This is a genomic window from Tissierella creatinophila DSM 6911 (assembly GCF_001940565.1).
In the GTDB taxonomy this organism is placed as follows: domain Bacteria; phylum Bacillota; class Clostridia; order Tissierellales; family Tissierellaceae; genus Tissierella_A; species Tissierella_A creatinophila.
In genome coordinates this window covers 22,457-29,613 of sequence record NZ_LTDM01000020.1, presented here as the reverse complement: position 1 = coordinate 29,613, position 7,157 = coordinate 22,457, and the positions used below count along the sequence as shown (strand labels likewise).

The 7,157-nt window shown below is 29.8% G+C and carries 7 protein-coding genes; all 7 read right to left on the bottom strand.

Annotated features, from left to right (window positions below):
- Positions 1-503: 503 nt before the first annotated feature.
- The 7 genes from TICRE_RS06555 to remB all read right to left on the bottom strand — a co-directional run bounded on the left by TICRE_RS06555 (position 504) and on the right by remB (position 7,156).
- A complete protein-coding gene (locus tag TICRE_RS06555) occupies positions 504-908 on the bottom strand; it encodes a hypothetical protein (protein WP_075726345.1) in 405 nt (134 codons plus the stop codon).
- Positions 909-939: 31 nt separating this feature from the next.
- Positions 940-1,734, bottom strand: a complete 795-nt coding sequence (locus tag TICRE_RS06550) for a SigB/SigF/SigG family RNA polymerase sigma factor (RefSeq protein ID WP_075726343.1) — start codon at positions 1,732-1,734, stop codon at positions 940-942.
- A gap of 16 nt (positions 1,735-1,750) precedes the next feature.
- Positions 1,751-2,110, bottom strand: a complete 360-nt coding sequence (locus tag TICRE_RS06545; RefSeq protein ID WP_075726341.1) for an ATP-binding protein — start codon at positions 2,108-2,110, stop codon at positions 1,751-1,753.
- A complete protein-coding gene (locus tag TICRE_RS06540; RefSeq protein WP_075726339.1) occupies positions 2,103-2,432 on the bottom strand; it encodes an STAS domain-containing protein in 330 nt (109 codons plus the stop codon). Before TICRE_RS06540 ends, TICRE_RS06545 begins: the two co-directional genes overlap by 8 nt.
- Positions 2,433-2,532: 100 nt before the next feature.
- Complete coding sequence (gyrA, locus tag TICRE_RS06535) at positions 2,533-4,965, bottom strand: DNA gyrase subunit A (RefSeq protein ID WP_075726337.1); 2,433 nt, start codon at positions 4,963-4,965, stop codon at positions 2,533-2,535.
- 9 nt (positions 4,966-4,974) lie between these two features.
- The gene (gyrB, locus tag TICRE_RS06530; protein ID WP_233120159.1) at positions 4,975-6,894 is read right to left on the bottom strand and encodes a DNA topoisomerase (ATP-hydrolyzing) subunit B; all 1,920 of its coding nucleotides are present in this window, start codon (positions 6,892-6,894) and stop codon (positions 4,975-4,977) included.
- Positions 6,887-7,156, bottom strand: a complete 270-nt coding sequence (gene remB, locus TICRE_RS06525) for an extracellular matrix regulator RemB (RefSeq protein WP_075726335.1) — start codon at positions 7,154-7,156, stop codon at positions 6,887-6,889. The genes gyrB and remB overlap by 8 nt, the downstream gene beginning before the upstream one ends.
- Position 7,157 lies beyond the last annotated feature (1 nt).

Here is a 7,157-nt window from a genome sequence, read left to right as displayed (position 1 = left end):
GGCAACTTGTTTAGTATATCATTTTCAAGGAAGCTTGTCAACACTTTTTTTAAAATATTTTTTAAAGTTTGTTTTGACTTTTCTGTCGTGCCCCTTAGCCGACTCTTACTATCTTACTATCTTTTTAAGGATAAGTCAATAGTTTTTTTAAATCTTTTTAAAATTGTTTTGTTTGCTCTTTTCTCGAGCCAACTTTTAAAATTATATACTCTTTTAATATATATGTCAACACTTATTTGAAATAATGTTTTAAATAATATGTAAGTGTGTATTTAAGTGGTTTACAAGCTAAATATATTATATGTTTTTTAAAGTCTCATCTAAATTTCATCTCAGTAAACCATAATATATAAGAACATATATCATTATTAGATATTCTATAAACGATAAAAAAATAGAGTAAGAACTAGATCTTACTCTATAAAACATGGATGATAGCATTATTTAATTTTAAAAAAGTAGATAAGATTATTACTAATCCTATCTACTTGAGTATTTTTATTTTAATCATCATATTTAATAATGTCTTTTTTAGCTGCAAAAAGTTTTATAGTTAAAAATAAAACTGCTATTGATATAGTACCAAGAAAAAGTTCTAACATTGTTTCTGCATGAACTAACATCTTTCTAGCTATTACAAATAAGATAAATTCTATAATAGAATCTATTGAATGAGATACTAACATAAGAATAAGTTCTATACCCACTACCAAGAGAAGTATATGAGCTAAAAATTGTTTAAATACATCATATGTTTCAACAGCACTCGTCTTATATATATCTACAAGATAAGAAAATATATCTTTCATCCCCACTATTATACCTATTATCAAGAAAAATGATAATGCAATTTCTAACATAAATGATATCTCAATTATTTTCTTAAGTATCTCTTTTTTATTTTTCATACATTGTCCCCCAGAAAAGCATAACTCATAACTATATTATCATATTCTTTTCTGCTTCTCTTCTTAGTTTTTCTAATACTCTCTTTTCTATCCTAGAAACTGTCATTTGAGATATATCTAAATCTTTGGCTATAGATACTTGAGTTTTTTTATTAAAATATCTTTCTATTATTATCTGTTTTTCTATATCATTTAAGCCCTTCATGGTTTTAAGAATAAAATCACTATTTTCTACTTTACTAAAATAAAAATCTTCTTCACCAATTAAATCAGCTAGATTTATATCTTTATCATCACCACTAGAATCAAATGTAATGTCTAAGGATTGAGGTGCATATACTTTGCTAGCTTCCATAGCTTCTAAGACTTCTTCCTCTGTACACTCTAAATATTCTGCTATCTCTTTAACTGTAGGAGCCTTTTGAAGTTTTTGACTTAAGTGAACTTTAGAGTTATTTACCTTTTTAGAGAGTTCTTGTATTCTTCTTGGAACTCTAATAGTCCATCCTTTATCTCTAAAGTGCTTTTTTATCTCTCCTATAATAGTAGGTGTTGCAAAACTTGAGAACTCAAATCCCTTAGCTACCTTAAATCTATCTACGGCATATATAAGTCCAATAGATGCTACTTGATATATATCATCATAATCTATACCTCTATTAGAATACTTTTTAGATAAAATCTCTGCTATATAAAGATGTTTTTCTATAAGTATATCTCTTATCTCTTGGTCTTTAGTCTTTTCATATTCTATAAAGAGATCTTTTATCTCTTGTTTTTCAATACTTTTCTTTGATTCTTTTTTATAGTAGTTCTTAATCATCATTTAAGTACCACCTTTATTATATATATTTTATCATAATTATATGTGAGTCTTTAAATTCAACACTATCCATTAGAGAATTTATAATTAATAAACCCATTATGCCTTGTTTTGAATGTTCTACATCTTCTGGTATATCTTCTAGCACATCTTTTATTTCTATATATATTCCATCTTCTTTCAAATTAAATAATACATTTATTTCTTCAGTATCAGCAAAGTTTAATACATTTATACAAGCTTCACTTATACAAACCTTTATATCTTCTATTTCATCTACATTTAAATCTATATTATTTGCTATAGATGAAGCAGTAAGTCTTATAAGACTAATATATTCTGGTTTACTTGGAAGTTTTAATTCTATCTTATCATTCATTTTCTTCACCTCTAAAGATAAATAGTTTATCTAAATTAGTAATATCAAAGATTTTTCTTATATTTGGTTTTACATTTTCTATATATATTTTAGTTTCTTTTTCTTTCATAGTTCTAAGAATACTTATCAAAGCTCCAAGGCCTGTACTATCTACATAGTCAAGTTTGCCTCCATCTATAATTATATCTGATTCTATTGCATTGAAGTTTTTTAGTACCTCTTCCTTAAATTGACTGGAAGTATATATATCTAAATCTCCTTCTGGTTTAAATATCCACTTATTTTCATTATTATCAAACTGAGAATCTATACTTAAAGACATGTTAAACCCCCCTTATCTTTATTGTTTGTGTTTGTATTAAACTATTTTATATGATTTTTATAAATAAGTAAAGCAAAAACCAGGTACTAACAATATTTCCCTAGTTTTTTACTTCATCTACATATTTTGCTACAGCAACTACTCTATCATCTTTCATCTTCATAAGAGTTACACCTTGTGTATTTCTTCCCATTGTAGATATTTCATCAGCCTTCAATCTTATTATAGTTCCGTTTAAAGATATCATCATAATCTCATCTTCTTTTTTTATTACCTTAGCTGATACTATATCTCCAGTCTTCTCACGAATATTATAAGTTATAATACCTTTACCACCTCTTATCTGAGTTCTATATTCATTTAAAGGTGTCTTTTTTCCAAATCCTTGTTCAGAGATTACTAAAACAAATTTATCATCAGGAGCAAGATCCATAGCCACTACCTTGTCATCATCTGCTAGTGTAATAGCTTTTACACCCATAGCGCTTCTTCCCATAGTTCTTATATCTTGTTCTCTAAATCTGATAGCCATTCCCTTTTCAGTAACTACTATCATTTCATCATCACCACAAGTTCTTCTTACTGATATAAGTTCATCATCTTCTTTAAGTGTTATAGCTATTATTCCATTTTTTCTTATATTTTCAAAACTTGAAAGTTTTGTCTTTTTAGCTATACCCTTCTTTGTAGCAAGGATTAGATTATGGTCATCTTCATATGAAGATATTGGAATTATGGCAGATACTTTTTCGCCCTTTTCTAAGTGAAGTATATTTATAATAGCAGTTCCCTTAGCTTGTCTTCCTCCTTCTGGTATCTCATAACCCTTTAATGAAAATACTTTTCCTTTATTTGTAAAGAAAAGTACAGTATCATGAGTTGAAGTTATAAATAAATCTTCTACAAAGTCTTCATCACGAGTTGTAAGTCCTAGTATCCCTTTTCCTCCTCTCCTTTGAGTTTTATAAGTGTCTTCTGGCATTCTCTTTATATACCCAAAATGAGTTAAAGTAATAACTATATCTTCTTCTTTTATCATATCTTCAATATTTATTTCTCCCGAAGATGGGATTATCCTAGTTCTTCTTCTATCTCCAAATCTATCTTTAATATCTAATATCTCTTCTTTTATTATATTATATATAATTTTATCACTAGCTAATATTTCTTTAAACCAGTTTATCTGTTTTATAAGCTCTCTATATTCTTCATCAAGCTTATCTCTTTCAAGACCAGTAAGCCTCTTAAGACGCATATCAAGTATAGCTTGAGCCTGAATATCTGATAGTCCAAAGCTCTCCATTAAGCTTGACTTAGCACTAGCATCATTTTTTGAAGCTCTTATTATTTTAATAACTTCATCAATATGGTCAAGTGCAATTCTAAGCCCTTCTACAATATGTGCACGAGCTTCAGCTTTTTTAAGGTCAAACTGAGTTCTTCTTACTATTATCTCCTTTTGATGAGCAATATAGTAAGTTAACATTTGTTTTAAATTTAACACCCTTGGTTCACCATCTACTAGTGCTAACATTATTATTCCAAATGTAGTTTGCATCTGAGTATATTTGTAGAGATTATTTAGAACTATATTAGGATTTCCATCCCTTTTTATTTCTATAACTATTCTCATACCTTCTCTATCTGACTCATCTCTTAAATCTGAAATTCCCTCAATCTTTTTATCTCTTACATAATCTGCGATTCTTTCTATTAGATTTGCCTTATTTACTTGATAAGGAAGTTCAGTTACTACTATCATAGATCTTCCTTTATCATTTTCTTCTATTTCAGCTACTGCTCTAAGTCTTAACTTTCCCCTACCAGTTCTATATGCTGATTTTATACCACTTGTACCAACTATAAAAGCTCCAGTTGGAAAATCAGGTCCTGTTATCTCTTCCATAAGTTCATCTATACTTGCATCTGGATTATCAAGTAATACTACAACTGCATCTATAACTTCTTTTATATTGTGAGGTGGTATATTTGTAGCCATACCAACTGCTATACCTGAAGAACCATTTACCATAAGGTTTGGAAACTTACTTGGAAGTACCATTGGTTCTTTTAATGTTTCATCAAAGTTAAGCCCATAGTCTACAGTTTCTTTATTTATATCTCTAAGCATCTCCATTGCCATCTTTGTCATTCTAACTTCTGTATAACGCATAGCCGCTGCACTATCACCATCTATAGAACCAAAGTTACCATGACCATCTGCGAGCAAGTACCTTGTATTAAAATCTTGCGCAAGTCTAACCATTGCCTCATAAACTGACCTATCTCCGTGTGGGTGATACTTACCTAGTACATCCCCTACTACCCTTGCAGACTTTCTATGAGGTTTATCAGGACCCATGCCTAGTTCATCCATAGCATAGAGTATTCTTCTATGAACAGGCTTTAAACCATCCCTTACATCTGGCAGTGCTCTACTTACTATAACACTCATGGCGTAGTCTAAGTAGGACTTTTTCATTTCTTTTTCTATGTTTATGTCAATTATTTGACCTTTAAGTTCTTTGTCCATACTTGCCTCCTATATATCTAAATTCTTAACAAATTTAGAGTTTTCTTGTATAAATTCTCTTCTAGGTTGTACTTTATCTCCCATAAGAGTTGTAAATATTTCATCTGCTGCTACTGCATCTTCTGTATTAACTCTAAGAAGTATCCTAGAGTCTGGATCCATTGTTGTATCCCAAAGTTGTTCTGGATTCATCTCTCCAAGACCCTTGTACCTTTGAATAGAGTATCCTGTTCTTCCTATTTCATTTAAAAGCTCATCAAGTTGTTCATCACTATATACATAGTGTTCTTTTCTTGCTTTAGTTATCTTATAAAGTGGTGGCTGAGCTACATATATATGACCATTATCAATTAATTCTCTCATGTATCTAAAGAAAAATGTCAGTAAAAGGGTTCTAATATGTGCACCATCAACGTCCGCATCTGTCATTATTATTATCTTACCATATCTCAACTTTTCTATATCAAATTCTGTTCCAATCCCTGCTCCAAAAGCTGTAATCATTATCTTTATTTCATCAGAATTTAAGATTCTATCTAATCTTGCTTTTTCTACGTTTAGTATTTTTCCTCTTAGTGGGAGTATAGCCTGAAATTCTCTAGATCTACCCTGTTTAGCACTACCACCTGCTGAGTCTCCCTCTACAAGATATATTTCTGTTATATTTATATCATTTGATTGACAATCAGCAAGTTTTCCAGGAAGTGTAGTATTATCTAATATACTCTTTCTTCTAGTAAGTTCTCTAGCTTTTCTAGCAGCATTTCTAGCTCTTTGAGAACCTATAGATTTATCTAATATAGTTTTTGCAAGCTTTGGATTTTCCTCTAAAAAGTTGTTTAAATATTCATAGGTACTTGACTCTACAATACCTCTCATCTCACTATTTCCAAGCTTTGTCTTGGTTTGTCCTTCAAATTGAGGCTCTCCAAGTTTTACCGAAAGGATACCCGTAAGACCCTCTCTTACATCATCTCCAGAAAGATTTTCATCCTTTTCTTTTAAGATATTGTATTTTCTACCATAGTCATTCATAACCCTTGTTAAAGCTGTACGAAGTCCTGAAAGATGAGTTCCTCCTTCTATGGTATTTATATTGTTAGCAAATGTAAATATATTTTCAGAGTATCCATCAGTATACTGCATCGCAAATTCTACAACTGCACCATCTTTTTGTGTTTCAAAATATATTATATCTTTTTGAATTGGGTTTTTATTTTTATTTATATATTCTACGAAAGACTTTATTCCACCTTCATAGTAAAACTCTTTTTCTTTTCCACTTCTTTTATCTTCAATAATTATTTTAACACCTTTGTTTAAAAATGCCATCTCTCTAAACCTATTCTTTAAAGTGTCAGAACTAATTTCTATAGTTTCAAATATCTCACTATCAGGTTTAAATGTAACAGTAGTTCCAGTAGAAGTACTAGTTCCAATTACTTCTAATTCACTTACTGCTATACCTCTTTCAAACTTTTGCATATATTCTTTATTGTTTCTTCTTACCTTTACTTCTAACCATTCTGAAAGTGCATTTACAACACTTATACCTACACCATGAAGTCCACCTGAAACCTTATATGCTGAACCATCAAATTTTCCTCCAGCATGAAGTATAGTAAGAACAGTTTCTACTGTAGACTTACCTGTTTGAGGATGAGTTTCTACTGGAATACCACTTCCGTTATCTTCTACTGATATCGAATTATCTTCATATAGCACTACCTTTATAGTATCACAAATACCAGCTAAAGCTTCATCTATACCATTATCTACTACCTCATATACTAAATGATGAAGACCTTTAGGACCAGTACTTCCTATATACATACCAGGTCTTTTTCTAACCGGCTCAAGCCCTGTAAGTACTTGGATTTCACTTGCGGTATAATGTCTATCATTTTTTATATCCATTTCCTTAGTCATCTAATTCTTTCAATCCCTTCAATTTAAATTTATTTTTTATAGAATTTGAAGATATATTTGATTCGTAAATTTTTATATTATCACCGTTAGTTGTTACTATATAACTCTTTACTTCCTTTTTTATATGATGGATAAAAGCATTTTTTTCGTACCACTTTATAAAAGCTTTTCCATCTTTGGACTTTATTATAGTCTCATAATCAAGTACAGCTATTATATCTTTCTTTGAAATAAATATATTTTCCCCTATGCAAATATTCAAA